Annotated in this window: 14 protein-coding genes and 1 other annotated feature; of the genes, 7 read left to right on the forward strand and 7 right to left on the reverse strand. The window is 58.4% G+C overall.

Features of this window, described 5'->3' with window-relative positions; translation table 11 throughout:
* Window positions 1-219: 219 nt before the first annotated feature.
* Complete coding sequence (gene ldtR, locus ACQZ40_RS05945; protein ID WP_026363448.1) at window positions 220-729, reverse strand: transcriptional regulator LdtR; 510 nt, start codon at window positions 727-729, stop codon at window positions 220-222.
* Between the two features lie 234 nt (window positions 730-963).
* On the reverse strand, window positions 964-1,401 hold the full coding sequence (locus tag ACQZ40_RS05950) for a DUF6163 family protein (RefSeq protein WP_448747566.1): 438 nt from the start codon (window positions 1,399-1,401) through the stop codon (window positions 964-966).
* Between the two features lie 174 nt (window positions 1,402-1,575).
* Here ACQZ40_RS05950 and hemB point away from each other — a divergent pair, with 174 nt between their 5' ends.
* The 4 genes from hemB (at window position 1,576) to ACQZ40_RS05970 (ending at window position 4,388) form a co-directional block, all read left to right on the forward strand.
* Complete coding sequence (gene hemB, locus ACQZ40_RS05955) at window positions 1,576-2,589, forward strand: porphobilinogen synthase (protein WP_448747567.1); 1,014 nt, start codon at window positions 1,576-1,578, stop codon at window positions 2,587-2,589.
* Between the two features lie 97 nt (window positions 2,590-2,686).
* A complete protein-coding gene (locus ACQZ40_RS05960) occupies window positions 2,687-3,145 on the forward strand; it encodes an RDD family protein (RefSeq protein ID WP_065654043.1) in 459 nt (152 codons plus the stop codon).
* Between the two features lie 178 nt (window positions 3,146-3,323).
* A complete protein-coding gene (locus ACQZ40_RS05965; protein WP_104679357.1) occupies window positions 3,324-4,082 on the forward strand; it encodes an arginyltransferase in 759 nt (252 codons plus the stop codon).
* Between the two features lie 60 nt (window positions 4,083-4,142).
* Complete coding sequence (locus ACQZ40_RS05970) at window positions 4,143-4,388, forward strand: AbrB/MazE/SpoVT family DNA-binding domain-containing protein (protein ID WP_448747568.1); 246 nt, start codon at window positions 4,143-4,145, stop codon at window positions 4,386-4,388.
* 71 nt (window positions 4,389-4,459) lie between these two features.
* Here ACQZ40_RS05970 and parC read toward each other — a convergent pair whose 3' ends face one another.
* A complete protein-coding gene (parC, locus tag ACQZ40_RS05975) occupies window positions 4,460-6,712 on the reverse strand; it encodes a DNA topoisomerase IV subunit A (RefSeq protein WP_065654046.1) in 2,253 nt (750 codons plus the stop codon).
* 229 nt (window positions 6,713-6,941) lie between these two features.
* On the opposite strand from parC, the gene ACQZ40_RS05980 reads away from it, so the two are divergent.
* Window positions 6,942-8,132 carry a hypothetical protein gene (locus ACQZ40_RS05980; RefSeq protein ID WP_448747569.1) on the forward strand — a complete coding sequence of 397 codons (1,191 nt, stop codon included), beginning with the start codon at window positions 6,942-6,944 and terminating at the stop codon, window positions 8,130-8,132.
* A 42-nt stretch (window positions 8,133-8,174) separates the two neighbouring features.
* Here the strand turns inward: ACQZ40_RS05980 and ACQZ40_RS05985 are convergent, their stop codons facing one another.
* The 4 genes from ACQZ40_RS05985 to aspS all read right to left on the reverse strand — a co-directional run bounded on the left by ACQZ40_RS05985 (window position 8,175) and on the right by aspS (window position 12,900).
* Window positions 8,175-9,656 (reverse strand): SulP family inorganic anion transporter, encoded by a 1,482-nt coding sequence (locus ACQZ40_RS05985; RefSeq protein WP_448747570.1) that lies wholly within the window; start codon window positions 9,654-9,656, stop codon window positions 8,175-8,177.
* Window positions 9,657-9,730: 74 nt separating this feature from the next.
* Window positions 9,731-9,786, reverse strand: a sequence feature (sul1 is cis-regulatory element that is thought to sense ions involved in sulfur or methionine metabolism; They are found in Alphaproteobacteria).
* 70 nt (window positions 9,787-9,856) lie between these two features.
* Complete coding sequence (locus ACQZ40_RS05990; RefSeq protein ID WP_271045036.1) at window positions 9,857-10,678, reverse strand: Fic family protein; 822 nt, start codon at window positions 10,676-10,678, stop codon at window positions 9,857-9,859.
* Window positions 10,668-10,850: a hypothetical protein gene (locus ACQZ40_RS05995; protein WP_271045035.1), complete on the reverse strand. Its 183-nt coding sequence runs from the start codon at window positions 10,848-10,850 to the stop codon at window positions 10,668-10,670. The genes ACQZ40_RS05990 and ACQZ40_RS05995 overlap by 11 nt, the downstream gene beginning before the upstream one ends.
* 79 nt (window positions 10,851-10,929) lie before the next feature.
* Entirely contained in the window at window positions 10,930-12,900 is a 1,971-nt protein-coding gene (gene aspS, locus ACQZ40_RS06000; protein ID WP_448747571.1) for an aspartate--tRNA ligase, read from the reverse strand.
* Window positions 12,901-13,013: 113 nt separating this feature from the next.
* Here aspS and ACQZ40_RS06005 point away from each other — a divergent pair, with 113 nt between their 5' ends.
* Together ACQZ40_RS06005 and rnd are read left to right on the forward strand one after the other, a co-directional pair.
* Window positions 13,014-14,285: an MFS transporter gene (locus ACQZ40_RS06005; RefSeq protein ID WP_125145900.1), complete on the forward strand. Its 1,272-nt coding sequence runs from the start codon at window positions 13,014-13,016 to the stop codon at window positions 14,283-14,285.
* 82 nt (window positions 14,286-14,367) lie between these two features.
* The gene (gene rnd, locus ACQZ40_RS06010) at window positions 14,368-15,528 is read left to right on the forward strand and encodes a ribonuclease D (RefSeq protein WP_125145899.1); all 1,161 of its coding nucleotides are present in this window, start codon (window positions 14,368-14,370) and stop codon (window positions 15,526-15,528) included.

The raw sequence follows: 15,528 nt of genomic DNA on the forward strand, positions 1-15,528 counted from the left end.
GACAGCAGGAGAAACAGCCGGCTCCTTCAACCTTGCGGGTCCCATATCAATATGGCCGATTCGTGTCACGGCTCTCATCTCACGAAGCTTTGTTCGCCTGAAAAACAGGGCGAAGGCCCGAAGAGGGGCTGGGCTTGACACGCAAAAAGGCACAACGCGGAATCCGCAAGCCGGGAGCAAAAACATGCCCCCGGCTTAAACAGTGAAACCGTCGCGATATTACAGGCGGTAAGCGATCGAGTCGTTCCAGAAGCGATCGAGGCGCTGCAGCAGCTTGTTCATTTCGGAGAACTCGCCGGTGCCGATGCCGCCGACCTTTTCGATCGAGCCGACGTGGCGTTCATAAAGGCGGGCAACCGTTTCGGCGATTTCCTGGCCCTTTTCGGTCAGGCTGATGCGAACCGAGCGGCGGTCGACACGCGAGCGCTGGTGGTTGATGAGGCCGAGATCGACCAGCTTCTTGACGTTGTAGGAGACGTTCGAGCCGAGGTAGTAACCGCGGGAACGAAGCTCGCCGGCCGTCAGTTCGGAATTGCCGATGTTGAACAGCAGCAGGGCCTGAACGGCGTTGACGTCATCACGACCCTGACGGTCGAACTCATCCTTGATGACATCGAGGAGGCGGCGGTGGAGACGTTCCACCAGATGCAGCGACTCCATGTAGAGCGAGCGGATGGTATCTTCATGTGCATCGGCAACAACGGCCTGGGGCTTAACTTTGCTATTGATCATGACTGCCTCACTGTTTTGTTTGGCGGTGTGTTTGTTTGTCTCCCGCCTTGAGTGAGAACCTAATCAATGCGCATAAAATTCTACTTAAAAGCTACGATTAACAAATGGTTACCTGCATTTTCCCCGGAGGGCCCAACTTGTGGCGAAGCGGGAATGGTCCAAGGTCATCTATTATAAATCAATTACTTAGCCATTAAATACGGCCCAAAATCAGGCCGAATTGCTTTATTCTTATGGTAAATCAATTCTTGCGCGTTCTTCATTCTGGCGCTGATCCAGCCAGAAAGCGACCAGGAATAGTATATAAATGGTTGCCACAAGGCCGTGCATGACGGGCACCAGCGTGTTGGCGCCGAAGATATGCGGCCAAACCTTATACATGGCGATCTGCGCACCCGCGCCCATGACCCACATGACCGCGCCCCAGGAGGCCCCGAGCCAGAGACCGAGTGCCGCGACAGGGAAAATAACGGCCAGCGCGCTGCCGGCCACGCGCCAGGGCAGGTTCAGCATATCGAACCGCCCAAGGCCCCCAAGCGAATAGCCCGTCAGCATCGCCCAATATTGCAGGCCGAACCAGAAACAGGACACCGCGACCAGCCTCATGAAGACCAGAAAGAGGATTTCCGTAAGCGGGCGTTTCGGCAGAGGTTGAGAATCAGGTTCCATGGCCGGAAGATACGGTCTCGACGAACGGGCGACCAGCCCATATTGAATCCCGCCGCCTGCCTTGTCAAAGCATCATCGTCATCGCAGGACGCCGATGAGGGAAGATTGTCGCATTCGCATGGGCCGAGCTTCATGCTATGCAGCTTTCCAAATTTGATCGAAGGACATTCTTACATGCAGGACAAAACGCATCTGGTCGACGAGATCACGGGCCATCGTCGCATGCGGCGCAATCGCAAGGCGGATTGGACGCGCCGTCTGGTGCAGGAAAGCCGCCTCACCGTCGACGATCTCATCTGGCCGGTCTTCATCGTGCCGGGCAGCAATATTGTCGAACCCATTCCGGCGATGCCGGGCGTCAACCGCATGAGCGTCGACAAACTGGTCGAAGCCGCGAAAGAGGCCGCCGATCTCGGCATTCCGGCAATTGCGACCTTCCCGAACATCGAAATGGAACTGCGCGACGAGACCGGCTCCAATGCGGTCGAGGCGAATAACCTCATCAATCAGGCGACTATCGCGGTCAAGAAAGCCGTTCCCAATATCGGCATGATCACCGATGTCGCGCTCGACCCCTTCACCAGTCACGGCCATGACGGCATTCTGCGCGGCGACGAGATCGTCAATGACGAGACGGTGGAACAGGTCGTCAAGGCGGCGATCCTTCAGGCGGAAGCGGGATCGGACATTATTTCTCCATCGGAAATGATGGATGGCCGTATCGGCGCCATCCGTCGCGGTCTCGATGCCGCCGGGCACCAGAATGTCGGCATCATGTCCTATGCGACAAAATTCTCTTCCGGCTATTACGGTCCCTATCGCGAGGCCATCTCCACGGCCGGCCTGCTGAAGGGCGACAAGAACAGCTATTACATCAGCCCTGCCAACGGCATGGAGGCAATCCGCGACGCGGCGCTCGACGTGGAGGAAGGTGCGGATATGCTGATGGTCAAGCCCGGCCTGCCCTATCTCGACATCTGCTGGAGACTGAAGGAAAATTTCGGCCTGCCGACCTTCGCCTATCAGGTGTCTGGGGAATATACCCAGATCAAGGCTGCGGCCATGAATGGCTGGATCGACGGAGAGCGGGTGATGATGGAAACGCTTCTCTGTTTCAAGCGTGCCGGTTGCGATGGCGTTCTCACCTATTTCGCTATCGAGGCCGCACGCAAACTGGCAAAGGGCTAAGACCCGCACTTATTGTATTCGGTCGTTTTCTTCCCATATTGTCTGCTGACACGGCACTCATGCCGCGCTGTCACACCCTCTCAGGAGAAAACGACCGATGAGCCTCGAACAGAACCCCACTTATGCCGCACCGGATGACTGGCGCGCCTATAGCGGCGTCCTGAGCCGGCGTGTCTTCGCGTTCCTGATCGATTATGCGATCGTTCTCCTGCTGTGCATTCCGGCGGCTGTGATCGTGTTCTTTCTCGGCGTGATTACCTTCGGCCTCGGGTGGTTCCTCTTCCCGGCGCTGTTCGTCATCGTTGCGGTGCTTTATTTCGGCATGACGCTTGGCGGCCCCTCGCAGGCGACCCCCGGCATGCGGGCGATGGGGATCGCGATGGCGCGGATGGACGGGCGGCGAATCGATTTCCTGCTGTCGACCGTTCACATCGTGCTTTTCTGGGTCATCAACTCGGTTTTGACGCCGCTGATCCTGCTTGCAGGCCTGTTTACCGAGCGTTCGCGCCTCGTTCATGACTTCCTGCTCGGCACCGTCATCGTCAGAACGCGCTGATATTGCGGAAAGCCACGCAAACGTGGCTTTCAAACCCCGCAAATGCCGCATCTCGCAGTTGACGTTTTCCGGCATTTTGCCATTCTGTGACATTATGCATGTCGCTTGAAGCGCCGCCGCCAACCCCGTGAAATCGCGGCGCGCTTTCATAACAGACGCAGGAGGCGATCACGGTTCGATGAACACGCAGGCGACGCCCTCTCCCCAATTCTATCTTACGGCGCCGGCCACCTGCCCCTATCTGCCGAACCAGATGGAGCGGAAGGTCTTCACCCATCTGGTCGGCCCGCGCGCTTCGGAAATGAATGATCTTCTGACCCAGGGCGGTTTCAGGCGCTCGCAGAACATCGCCTATCGCCCGGCCTGCGAAAACTGCCGCGCCTGCGTCTCCGTGCGCATCCTGACCGAACAGTTCCAGCCGACGAAATCCATGCGGCGTGTTCTTGCCGCCAACAGGGATGTCGTGGCCACCGTTCACGCCGCCGAGCCTTCCACCGAACAATTCGCCCTGTTTCGTCGCTATCTCGACCACCGCCACCAGTCGGGCGGCATGTCCGACATGTCGGCGCTGGACTATGCGATCATGGTGGAAGACACGCATGTGAACACCCGCATCATCGAATACCGTGTGCGCGAACCCGGCTCCGGCATCGATTCCAGCAAGCGCGGCGAATTGCTGGCCGTGGCGCTGAGCGACGTGATGAGCGACGGCCTGTCGATGGTCTATTCCTTCTTCAATCCCGAGCTCGAAAAACGCTCGCTCGGAACCTTCATGATTATCGATCACATCACCCGCACCCGCGCGCTTGGCTTGCCGCATGTCTATCTCGGCTACTGGGTCGATGGTTCGGAAAAGATGGGCTACAAGACCCGCTACCATCCGCAGGAGCATCTGACGCCGCGCGGGTGGGAGGTTTATACGCCGGAAGAAAAGTAACGGGCTGGTCTAACCGTCAAAATCGCATGCTAAATTCCAATCAAACTTGGAGTATTTCAGATGAAAGCAACCACTTGCGAGTTCGGTGAAGAGGCAGGCGTTGTAATCCCAAAGGATATGCTTGAACAGCTTGGCTGGAAGATTGGCGACGTTCTCAGTTCAAGAACTGACGGCAACGTACTTGAATTGCGAACTGCTGAGAGCCCGAACGAAGAAGCAACAGGTGACTTTGATCGTCAGCTGGAACATGCACGGCAAGTGATGCGCAAGTACCACGTTGCTTTAAAAGCGCTCGCGAAGTCATAAGCACTCGGTGGTTTGATTGCCAAACACATGAGATTGAAAACGTCCCGGGACAGCCCCGGGACGTTCAAATATCAGCCGCCAAATTTCCCGCTGCGCGGAAAGCCCTTCGGCACAGTTCGGCCCGCCGTTGCGCGGTCGGCCAGCCATTCGCGCAGTTCTTCGCCCACCTTGTTGAAGAGACGCCCGGCCGTGTCGGACCATGACAAGCCCTCGGCAAGCGCGAAACATTTCACGTCGACGACGCCGCCATCCTTGTAGCGTTGCAGGCGCACGCCCTTGCCGCGCGACATTTCCGGCACCTGCGCCAGCGGGAAGGCGAGCAGCTTGCGGTTTTCGCCCACGACGGCGACATGGTCGCCCGTGACCGGCACCGCGAGCTTGGCTTCATCCGGCATCGAGACATTCATGATCTGCTTGCCCTTGCGGGTATTCGCGACCATTTCGCTCTCGGCCACGATGAAACCGTTGCCGGCCGTGGAAACGAGCAGCAGCTTGCGCGATGGGTCGTGCACGAAGGCGGTCAGGATGTCCTGATCGTTCTCCATGTCGACCATGATGCGGATCGGCTCGCCATGGCCGCGACCGCCCGGCAGCTTGTCGGCGCCAAGCGTATAGGCCTTGCCGCCCGTCGTCAGCAGCAGCAGCTTGTCCGTCGTCTGCGCCGGGAAAGCGAGTTTCGGTCCGTCGCCTTCCTTGAAGGTCAGCGACGAGGTGTCGGACATGTGCCCCTTAAGCGCCCGGATCCAGCCCTTCTGCGAGATGACGATGGTAACCGGTTCCTTTTCGATCATCGCCTGCTGGATGGCCTCGATATCGGCATCCGGCGCATCCGCGAACTGCGTGCGGCGGCGGCCGATCTCGGTTGCCTTGGCATATTTCTTTTTGACCTCGCCGATTTCCCAGGCGACGGTCTGCCATTGTTTGTCATCGGAAGCGAGCAGCCCCTCGATTTCAGCCTTCTCGTTGCTGAGGTCGTCGAATTCCTTGCGGATTTCGAATTCCTCGAGCTTGCGCAGGTTGCGCAGCCGCATGTTGAGGATGGCTTCGGCCTGATTGTCGGTGAGCGACCACTTGGCCATCATCACCTGTTTCGGCTCATCCTCTTCGCGGATGATACGGATGACCTCATCGAGATTGAGATAGGCGACGAGCAGGCCGCCCAGGATTTCCAGCCTGCGGTCGATGGCGGCCAGACGATGGCGGGAACGGCGGACCAGCACATCCTTGCGGTGCGCCAGCCACTCGCTCAGCACCTCGTTCAGCGCCATCACCTTCGGCACCTTGCCGAGCGACAGCACGTTCATGTTGAGCGGCAGGCGGCTTTCGAGGTCCGACAGGCGGAACAGCGATTCCATCAGCAGCGTCGCATCGACGGTACGGCTCTTCGGCACCAGCACGATGCGCACGTCTTCGGCCGATTCGTCGCGAATATCCTCGAGAAGCGGCAGCTTGCGGGCAATCAGCAGCTCGGCGATCTTCTCTATCAGGCGCGATTTCTGCACCTGGAAGGGAATTTCGGTGATGACGATCTGGTAACCGCCACGGCCGAGATCTTCCGTTTCCCACTTGGCGCGCACACGGAAACCGCCGCGGCCGGTCTTATAGGCATCGAGAATATTCTCGCGGCTCTCAACGATCACGCCGCCCGTCGGCAGGTCGGGGCCGGGAATGAATTCCACCAGCTTTTCAACCGTCGCATCGGGATGCTTGATGAGGTAAAGCGCCGCGTCGCAAATCTCATGGGCGTTATGTGGCGGGATCGACGTCGCCATGCCCACTGCGATGCCGGAGGCGCCGTTGGCGAGCAGATTGGGGAAAGCGCCCGGCAGGACGACCGGTTCCTCGTCTTCCTCGTTATAGGTGGCGCGGAAATCCACCGCATCCTCGCCGATGCCTTCAAGCAGCAGCGCCGCAACCTCGGTCATGCGCGCTTCGGTGTAACGATAGGCGGCGGCGCCGTCGCCATCGATATTGCCGAAATTGCCCTGCCCGTCGACGATGGGATAACGCTGGGAGAAATCCTGTGCGAGACGCACCAGCGCGTCATAGACAGACTGGTCGCCATGCGGGTGGAATTTACCGATCACGTCACCGACGATACGGGCGCATTTCTTGAAGGCCGAGTTGGGGCGAATGCCCATTTCGCTCATGGCGTGAATGATGCGGCGGTGAACCGGCTTCAGGCCGTCGCGCACATCCGGCAGCGCACGATGCATGATCGTGGACAAGGCATAAGCGAGGTAGCGCTCTTCAAGCGCCGCCTTCAAATCGACCGGATGAATGTTATCGTCTCCGCCGGACGGAGGTACAAGATTTTTTCCCATGGTGCTTGACTAGCGGAAATGCCGATTCCCGGCAAGAAATTCGGGGGGCGCGCCTGTGGATGAACGCAACCCTTTCATGCTGTTTTTTGTTAACCGCGTTGCAAATGCCGCAATGCCGCCGTCATGGGAATCGATCTAAATCCTATAGACCTTTGAATAATCGCGAATATAAGTATCAGCATTCGAATTCGAACACGGTGCACAGCCGTACGTTGAGGGAAGAAACATCATGAGACTGAAATCCACCCGGCAGGTTCTTTTCGCGAGTGCCGCGCTTCTTACGCTTTCGGCGCCGGCTTTCGCGCTGGATGGCGGGGATGTGCTGAAGAAGATCAATGCGGCCTATGCCGCGCAGGGCGGTGAGATCGCCGCCGGTTCCGTCGCCGTCAACGGCTCGACGGTGACCCTGAACGACGTGACCTTCAACGCGGCCGCAGATCCGGCCAAGAAGATCCCGGTCGGCAATGTGACGCTCGAAGGCGTCGAGGAAAACAACGGCGGCTACAAGATCAAGAACGCCCGCTTCGACAATATCGACTACAAGCAGGAAAATGTAGAGATCAAGGCAAGCGACATTTACATGTCCGGTCTCGTCATTCCCGCAGACTCCACCACTGGCACCGTCGATGCGCTGATGTTCTACGACGAAGCACATAGCGGTCCGGTTTCCGTTTCCATCGACGGCAAGCCGGCTTTCTCGCTTGAGGAAACCAGCGCGACGATGTCGGTCAGCGATGACAAGAACTCTATCGGCTTTGAACTCGACGCTTCCGGTTTCAAGGCCGATCTCAGCGAAGTGACCGATCCTGCGACCAAGGACGCGATCGAAAAGCTGAAGCTGCAGGCGCTCTCCGGCGACATGACCATGAGCGGTAGCTGGGAAGTGGCCTCCGGTACTATCGATGTTGAAGAATATGCCATCGACCTCGATGATGTCGGCCGCCTGAACATGTCGTTCGGTTTCTCCGGCTACACGCTCGCCTTCATCAAGTCGATGCAGGAGACGGTGAAGGCGCAGGCCGCCAATCCGAACAAGGAACAGGCGGACCAGGCAGCAAGCCTTGCCATGCTCGGCCTGATGCAGCAGCTCTCCTTCATCAACGCTGAAATCAGCTTCGAAGACGCCAGCATCACCAAGCGCGCCATCGACTATGCGGCAAGCCAGCAGGGCATGACAGGCGATCAGCTTGCCCAGACCATCAAGGGCATGGCCCCGATCATGATGGCCTCGCTCAACGTGCCGGAATTGCAGAACATGGTGTCGGCGGCCGTCAACGCCTATGTCGACAATCCGAAGAACTTCTCGATCATGGCAGAGCCGGAAAAGCCGGTTCCGTTCCCGATGATCATGGGCGCTGCGATGGGCGCGCCGAACACCCTGCCGAAAATGCTCGGCGTCACGGTGACGGCAAACGAATAAAACTAAAAAAGCCCCGGTCATGCCGGGGCTTTTCTTTTGCGCTCAGTGCAGCGGCGCGGCAGCGCCATCCTGTTTATCGTGCAGGGCGAAGCGGTCGATCATGTGGGCGCTCGCCTCGTTGACACCGATCACCTCGACCCGCCTGCCGGCCTTGCGGAATTTCAGCACCACCTTGTCCAGAGCGCCGACTGCGGAAATATCCCACAGATGCGCCTGCGTGACATCGATCGTCACCGCCTCAACCTCCTCGGCGAAATCGAAGGCGGCAATGAAGCTTTCCGTCGAGGCGAAGAAAATCTGGCCGTCGACACGATAGATCCGCTCCCGGCCATCGGCTGAAAGCTCCGACCGGACATGGAAGAGTTTCGACACCTTGCCCGCGAAAAACACGCCAGAGAGAAGGACGCCGGCCAGCACGCCCTTTGCAAGATCATGGGTCGCAAGCACCGTGCCGACCGTGACCAGCATGACGATGCTGGAGGATGGCGGGTTGCGGCGCAGATCGAGGATGGAGCGCCACGAGAATGTGCCGATGGAGACCATGATCATCACCGCCACCAGCGCAGCCATGGGAATGATCCGCACGAGATCATCCAGCACCAGTATGAGGAAGAGCAGGAACGCGCCCGCGACGAAGGTGGACAAGCGGCCACGACCGCCGGAGCTGACATTGATGACGGACTGGCCGATCATGGCGCAGCCGCCCATGCCGCCGATGAGGGCGGAGGCGATATTGCTTGTGCCCTGCCCGATGCATTCCCGGCTCTTGTTGCTGCCCGTATCCGTCATGTCGTCGACGATCTGCGCTGTCAGCAGCGATTCCAGCAGACCGACGGCGGCGAGCGCGACGGAATAGGGAAAGATGATCTGTAACGTCTCGAAGGTCAGTGGTACCTGCGGCAGCGCGAATATCGGCAGCGTCGAGGGCAATTCACCGAGATCGCCGACCATGCGGATATCCATGCCGGAGAAGACGGCGACACAGGTGAGAACGATGATGGCGACCAGCGGCGATGGCACGATCTTCGTGACCAGCGGGAAGAGATAGATGATCGCAAGACCGGCCGCGATCATGACGTAGGTTTCGACCGGCACGCCGATCAGCTCGGGCAATTGCGCCATGAAGATCAGGATCGCCAGCGCGTTGACGAAGCCGGTCATGACCGAACGCGAGACGAAGCGCATCACCCGGCCAAGTTTTACAAGGCCCGCCAGAATTTGCAGCACGCCCATCAGAATGGTGGCGGCGAAGAGATATTGCAGCCCGTGTTCCTTGACGAGCGTGACCATCAGGACAGCGGTGGCGGCGGTTGCCGCCGAGATCATGCCCGGTCTGCCACCGGTAAAGGCGGAAACGCAGGCGATGGCGAAGGAGGCGAACAATCCCACCTTCGGATCGACCCCGGCGATGACGGAAAAGCCGATGGCTTCTGGAATGAGGGCGAGTGCCACGACGATGCCGGAAAGGAGATCGCCGCGAATATTGGAAAACCACTCACGTCTGTAAGTCTGAAATTTGTTCATCTGATTTTTTCGCAAAGAATGACGCACCGGCCGGAGCCATGTCCGGTAGATTGAAATGAAATGTCGGTGCTTTGCGTTGTCTGGCGGATCGGCGGCCAGAAGAGCCACCCGGAATTTCACCGGGTCCGTGGTGAGTGGATATCTTATATTAGAATACTATTTGGCATTTCAAGGCACGGCGCACTTTTTCTCGCGAATGTTCAGCGGCCCAAAATCCATGTCACTATTGCAACGATAACTGCGCCCAAAAAAGTGTAAATAACGGGATGGGTTTCGATATGCCTAATGAGCGAGAACTTGTCCTTTGCGGCTGCGCGTTCTGCCCCAACAGTCGGCAAAACAGGCATCGTCGCTATCGCCTGCCGATCCTTGTGATTCTTGCCCGTTGCGGAGTTATGGATATCAAGTAACTGCACGGCAAGATGACTGTTTATGAGTTCTTCAAGGTCACTCAAGTCAAGCTGACCCTGGCTAAAAGCTTTGTCTGCAGCCTCGAGCGCCCTATAGTAAGGAGCCTTATCTACCGCGATTTGGTCTGGAATTGTTTTTGTGCCCGGTAAACGGTATCCAAGCCCTGCACACATAACGAGATATGATACGACACGCGCAGTACGTCCATTGCCGTCCACAAACGGGTGAATCCAGTTTATTTTCCACAAGACATACGCGGCCAAGTGGCTAGGACTCTTCAAGCGCCAGTTTTCATTAACGTAATCACACAGCTGCTCCATTAGCTCGGGAACAGTATCCGCGTCGGGAGGCAAGTGCGTACTACCGGTAATTTTTATGTCACCAGGACGAAAAACGCCTGCATATTTACTTAAACGTTGTAGAGCAACTCTGTTAAGCTGCATTATTTTGGATGGTTTAATTTTATAATCATCTGGTTTGAGCCATTTATCAAGCTCTACCATCGCCATATCAAACTGACGAAGAGTGTTTTCAGCTTCAATGTGAGCGACCTGTTTCGGATCGCTCACTAAAACAGGCTCGCCAGCCTCACTTGAACGATCAACGCTCATCGCGCTCCTTACCGAGTTTAGAAGCTGCTTCGTCAATCATCTCGCGTGTTATATCGTTATTTTCAATTTTGGCAGATCCATAAGCAAAGCTGCGTCTCTGCTCCTCGAAATGCTCAACACTGGGCTTTATTTTTCGTGCTTTTTCAATAAGTTCCTGAAGTTGCGGGCTCATTTTATCCTCCATCGAATCTGATTGTAACAGAAGCGATAACTTTTAATATAGCAGCTTGCTCCAAGCTGGTTAAATTTCTTCAGTCCTTCTTGGACGGAACGACGCGCAGCGCCAGCTCACGAAGCTGCGTCGGCGTTGCCGGCGACGGCGCGTTCATCAAGAGGTCCTGCGCCTGCTGGTTCATCGGGAACAGCGTGATTTCGCGCAGGTTCTTGGCGCCAACCAGCAGCATGACCACGCGGTCGATACCGAATGCGCAGCCGCCATGCGGAGGCGCGCCGTACTGGAAGGCGCGGTAGAGACCGCCGAAGCGCTCTTCAACGTCGGTCTGCGACAGGCCAACCTTTTCGAAGGCCTTGACCATCAGCTCGGGCGACTGGTTACGGATCGAACCGGAGGCGATTTCGAAGCCGTTGCAGACCGCGTCATACTGGAACGCCTTGATGGAGAGCGGATCCTGCCCTTCCAGCGCTTCCAGACCGCCCTGCGGCATCGAGAAGGGGTTGTGGGCGAAGTCGATCTTCTTTTCTTCCTCGTTATATTCGAAGAAGGGGAAATCGACGATCCAGCACATTTCGAAACGGTCGCGGTCGATCAGGTTCAGTTCGTCGGCAGCTCGGGTGCGCGCCTCGCCTGCGAATTTGTAGAACTTGGCCGGATCGCCGGCGACGAAGAAGCAGGCATCGCCCGCCTCAAGGCCGAGCTGCTGGCGCAGCGCCTCGGTGCGTTCCTCGCCGATGTTCTTGGCGAGCGGACCCGAGCCCAGCACTTTACTAGACCAAGCGTCAGTCATCTTCGCAACGCGCTCATAATGGTCGTCCTTACTTTCACCAGGTCGAGCGGGGTGGGCTACCGCATCGAAGACGAATCCATCTTTAATGCCCTCTTCCTTCCAGAAGATGTAGCCGAGGCCGGGCTGGCCCTGAGACTGCGCCCATGCGTTCATGCGGTCGCAGAAAGCGCGCGAACCACCGGTCTTGGCCGGGATTGCCCAGACCTGAACCTTGGGGTTGGAAGCGATCATGTTGGCGAAGACCTTGAAGCCCGAACCGTCGAAATGTTCGGTCACGGCTTCCATGACGATCGGGTTGCGCAGGTCCGGCTTGTCGGAACCATATTTGCGGATCGCCTCGTCATAGGGAATGCGCGGCCACTCTTTGGTAACCGGCTTGCCTTCGGCGAATTTCTCGAACACGGCCGTCATCATCGGCTCCATCGTGGTCCAGACATCTTCCTGGGTCACGAAGCTCATTTCGACGTCGAGCTGGTAGAATTCGCCCGGCAGGCGGTCGGCGCGCGGGTCTTCATCGCGGAAGCACGGCGCGATCTGGAAATAACGGTCGAAACCGGCCACCATCAGAAGCTGCTTGTACTGCTGCGGCGCCTGCGGCAGCGCGAAGAACTTGCCTTCATGGATGCGCGACGGCACGAGGAAGTCGCGCGCGCCTTCGGGCGAAGAGGCCGTCAGAATCGGCGTCGTGTATTCGGCAAAGCCGGCATCCGCCATGCCGGTGCGCATGGCGGAGATGATCTGCGTACGCTTGACGATGTTCTTGTGCAGCGTTTCGCGGCGAAGATCGAGGAAGCGATATTTCAGGCGAACGTCTTCAGGATAATCAGGCTCGCCGAAGACCGGCAGCGGCAGTTCCTTGGCAACGCCGAGAACCTCGATTTCCTGCGCATAAAGCTCGATCTCGCCGGTGGCCATGCCCTTGTTGACGGTGTCTTCCGAACGCGCCTTGACGAGGCCGTCGATGCGGATGACCCATTCGCCGCGAACCGTCTCGGCAACCTTGAAGGCCGGGCTGTCCGGATCGGCGACGACTTGGGTGATGCCGTAATGGTCGCGAAGGTCGATGAAGAGAACGCCGCCATGATCTCGCACGCGATGAACCCAACCGGAAAGGCGAACGGTTTCGCCGACGTCGGACTTGCGGAGAGCGGCACAGGTGTGGCTGCGGTAACGATGCATTTTTTTATCCTGGAACGTGTCGTGGGCCTGATGGAGGCCAGATGGGCGGCACTGTCGAAATTTGCCGGAAAAGCGCATGGCCAGCCTGATTTGTCAAGGCAAAGCACAACAATGTCGCCTTCAGCCTGTCCTTTCCCCTGCCTTCGCTTTAGATAGGACTAATCCAGCCCGCCAAACCGAGTCGGCCCGCAATGAGCCAGATCAGACCTCTTATCCCGCTTCTCGTCACCGCCGGCATCCTGATCGGCGGCAACGGCCTGCAGGGAACCTATATAGCGCTGCGCGGTCTCTCCGAAGGGTTTTCCGCCAGCACCATCGGCCTCATCAGCGCCGCCTACAGCTTCGGTTTCGCGCTTGGCTGCATTTCGGTGACACGGCTTCTGCGTAAGATCGGCCATATCCGCACCTTCGCCACCATGGCGGCCGTCGCATCCGCCGCAGCGATCGCCATGCCGCTCCTTATCCATCCCCTGTTCTGGATGCTGATGCGCTTCGTCACCGGCATTGCCGTCGCCTGTCTTTTCGCGGCCATCGAAAGCTGGATCAACGCGCAGGTCACCAATTCCAATCGGGCGCGCACGCTCTCCATCTATCGTTTCGTCGATCTCGGCTCCGTCACGCTTGCGCAATATATCATTCCCGTCGCCGGCATCGACGGACCGGTGGTGTTTTCGCTGATCGCCATGGCGCTGACGCTGTCGCTGGTGCCGATCTCGCTTGCCGACAAATCCAACCCCGCACCGCCGAAACAGATACCCTTCAATCTCTTCGCGGTGTGGCGCATCTCGCCGCTTGCCGTGGTCGGCTGCGTGGCCGTCGGTCTCAGCATGGCGGCGTTTCGCAATATCGGCCCGATCTATGCCGAACAGATCGGGCTTTCCGTCACCGCCATCGCCACCTTCATGAGCGCCGGCATCATTGGCGGCGTGGTGCTGCAATATCCGCTCGGCGTCTATTCCGACCGTTATGACCGGCGCATCATCATTCTCGCCACCACGGCGGGCTCGGTCGTCGTCGGCCTGTTTCTCGCCTTCTTCGCCGGAACCGATGAGTGGAGCAACATCATCGGCGTCTTCATCTTCGGCGCCTTCGCCCTGCCGCTTTATTCGCTGAGTTCCGCCCATGGCAACGACCATGCCAGGGAAGGCGAACATGCGATGATGTCGGCCGGACTGCTGTTCTTCTGGTCTGTCGGGGCGACGGTCGGGCCGCTTCTCGCCTCCGTGCTGATCGACCAGTTCGGCCCGAAGGCGCTATTCAGCTATACGGCCGCGATCCAGATCGTTTTCATCGCCTATACCATCTACCGGCTGCAGGTGCGCGAAGGTGTGCCCGTGGAGGAGCGGAACTGGCGGTTCAGCTCGCTTTTGCGCACCTCAGCCTATTTCCAGAAGCTCGCCGCGGCTTCGCCACCCAAAAAGGATGAAGCGGAGCCCCATCCGCCCGAGAAAAACGATCCTTGAGCCTTCAAAAGCGGGCTTTGTATTGACATGCGCCCGGCAAAGGGAAAGTAAGACGGATAATTCTCACGATTGGCCAATAACAATGATTGAAACGACTGCCGCCCTCGCCGAAGCCTGCACGGAACTGGCGAAATCGGAATTCATCACCATCGACACCGAATTTCTGCGGGAAACGACCTTCTGGCCGGAACTCTGCCTCGTGCAGATGGCAAGCCCGACGCTCGAAGTGCTGGTCGATCCGCTGGCGAAGGGTCTCGATCTGACCCCTCTTTTCGAACTGATGGCCAATCCCGATGTCGTGAAGGTTTTCCACGCGGCGCGACAGGATATCGAGATCATCTATCATCTCGGCGGGCTTATTCCGCACCCGATCTTCGACACGCAGGTCGCCGCCATGGTCTGCGGTTTCGGCGATTCGATCTCCTACGACCAGCTGGTGCAGAAGATCAAAAACGTCCAGATCGACAAATCCTCGCGCTTCACCGACTGGAGCCGCCGTCCACTGACCGAAAAGCAGCTGGATTACGCGCTGGCCGACGTGACACATCTGCGGGATGTCTATCTCTCGCTGAAGGCCCAGCTCGAGCGCGAAGGCCGCTCGCTGTGGCTGACCGAAGAGATGGACATTCTCGAGTCTCGCGACACCTATGACATGCATCCCGACGATGCCTGGTTGCGGCTGAAATCGCGCCTGCGCAAACCGACGGAACTTGCGATCCTCAAATTCATCGCCGCCTGGCGCGAGCGTGAGGCGCGCTCCCGCAACGTGCCGCGCTCGCGCGTGCTGAAGGACGATGCGATCTTCGAAATCGCCCAGCAGCAGCCGAAGGACGCCGAGGCGCTGTCGCGGCTTCGCACCATCCCCAAGGGCTGGGAGCGCTCCGCCTCCGGCACCGCCATCGTCGAAACGGTGAATGCGGCGCTGGCGCTGCCGAAAGAGGAAATGCCGAAGGCGCCGCGTCACAGCCACGCACCGGAAGGCTCCGGTGCTGCCGTGGAACTTCTGAAAGTTCTGCTGAAGCTGACGGCGGACAAGCATGGCGTCGCCGCCAAGGTCATCGCCAATAGCGACGATCTGGACAAGATCGCCGCCGAGGGCGAAAAGGCAACCGTGGCGGCGCTGACCGGCTGGCGGCGGGAACTCTTCGGCGATGTGGCCCTGAAGCTCATCAATGGCGAAGTGGCGCTGCGTTTCGCTGGCAAGAAGGTCGAGGCGGTGGAGGTTGCGGCAGGCGAGCCGTAA

The organism is Agrobacterium sp. 16-172Ci (assembly GCF_053522725.1).

Coding starts and splice junctions, on each gene's coding strand:
- ACQZ40_RS05970 (WP_448747568.1), top strand. CDS start 4,143: ATGAAAGCAACCACTTGCGAGTTCGGTGAAGAGGCAGGCGTTGTAATC.
- rnd (WP_125145899.1), top strand. CDS start 14,368: ATGATTGAAACGACTGCCGCCCTCGCCGAAGCCTGCACGGAACTGGCG.
- hemB (WP_448747567.1), top strand. CDS start 1,576: ATGCAGGACAAAACGCATCTGGTCGACGAGATCACGGGCCATCGTCGC.
- ACQZ40_RS05965 (WP_104679357.1), top strand. CDS start 3,324: ATGAACACGCAGGCGACGCCCTCTCCCCAATTCTATCTTACGGCGCCG.
- parC (WP_065654046.1), bottom strand. CDS start 6,712: ATGGGAAAAAATCTTGTACCTCCGTCCGGCGGAGACGATAACATTCAT.
- aspS (WP_448747571.1), bottom strand. CDS start 12,900: ATGCGCTTTTCCGGCAAATTTCGACAGTGCCGCCCATCTGGCCTCCAT.
- ACQZ40_RS05985 (WP_448747570.1), bottom strand. CDS start 9,656: ATGAACAAATTTCAGACTTACAGACGTGAGTGGTTTTCCAATATTCGC.
- ACQZ40_RS05995 (WP_271045035.1), bottom strand. CDS start 10,850: ATGAGCCCGCAACTTCAGGAACTTATTGAAAAAGCACGAAAAATAAAG.
- ACQZ40_RS05950 (WP_448747566.1), bottom strand. CDS start 1,401: ATGGAACCTGATTCTCAACCTCTGCCGAAACGCCCGCTTACGGAAATC.
- ACQZ40_RS06005 (WP_125145900.1), top strand. CDS start 13,014: ATGAGCCAGATCAGACCTCTTATCCCGCTTCTCGTCACCGCCGGCATC.
- ACQZ40_RS05990 (WP_271045036.1), bottom strand. CDS start 10,678: ATGAGCGTTGATCGTTCAAGTGAGGCTGGCGAGCCTGTTTTAGTGAGC.
- ACQZ40_RS05960 (WP_065654043.1), top strand. CDS start 2,687: ATGAGCCTCGAACAGAACCCCACTTATGCCGCACCGGATGACTGGCGC.
- ACQZ40_RS05980 (WP_448747569.1), top strand. CDS start 6,942: ATGAGACTGAAATCCACCCGGCAGGTTCTTTTCGCGAGTGCCGCGCTT.